This is a genomic window from Pseudomonas sp. SIMBA_041 (assembly GCF_046535095.1).
GTDB lineage: Bacteria > Pseudomonadota > Gammaproteobacteria > Pseudomonadales > Pseudomonadaceae > Aquipseudomonas > Aquipseudomonas mucoides.
The window spans coordinates 1-257 of sequence record NZ_JAWRXJ010000550.1 but is presented as its reverse complement, the minus strand read 5'-3'; the positions used below and the strand labels follow the sequence as shown (position 1 = coordinate 257).

General features: G+C 63.4%; 1 protein-coding gene. It reads right to left on the bottom strand.

Annotated features, from left to right (window positions below; all coding sequences use genetic code 11):
- Window positions 1–49 precede the first annotated feature (49 nt).
- Window positions 50–257 (bottom strand): hypothetical protein (locus tag SB725_RS32315; protein ID WP_410923583.1); only part of this gene is annotated, 208 nt, incomplete at its 5' end.

Sequence of the window (257 nt, the reverse complement as noted above, 5' to 3'; positions counted from 1 at the left end):
CGACACATTCTCGCCGCGCGAGAGGCGTCGACGTTCGCGGGACTTGTCCCTACGCGTTAGCGCTTTCCAGCATAACCGTCGGTTGCAAAATCGGAACCGCAACCCGCAGGAAGCGGCACCGGTTTGTGAAGCTGCCGGCGCGCGCAAGTACATCACAGGCAACGCGTCGCGGGCCGTGCGTGAACTCGCGAACGTTATCAATCCGATCGTCCGGTCGCGCGCCGTTTCGCCGGTTATCGCTGTACGGGTGCGAAGCC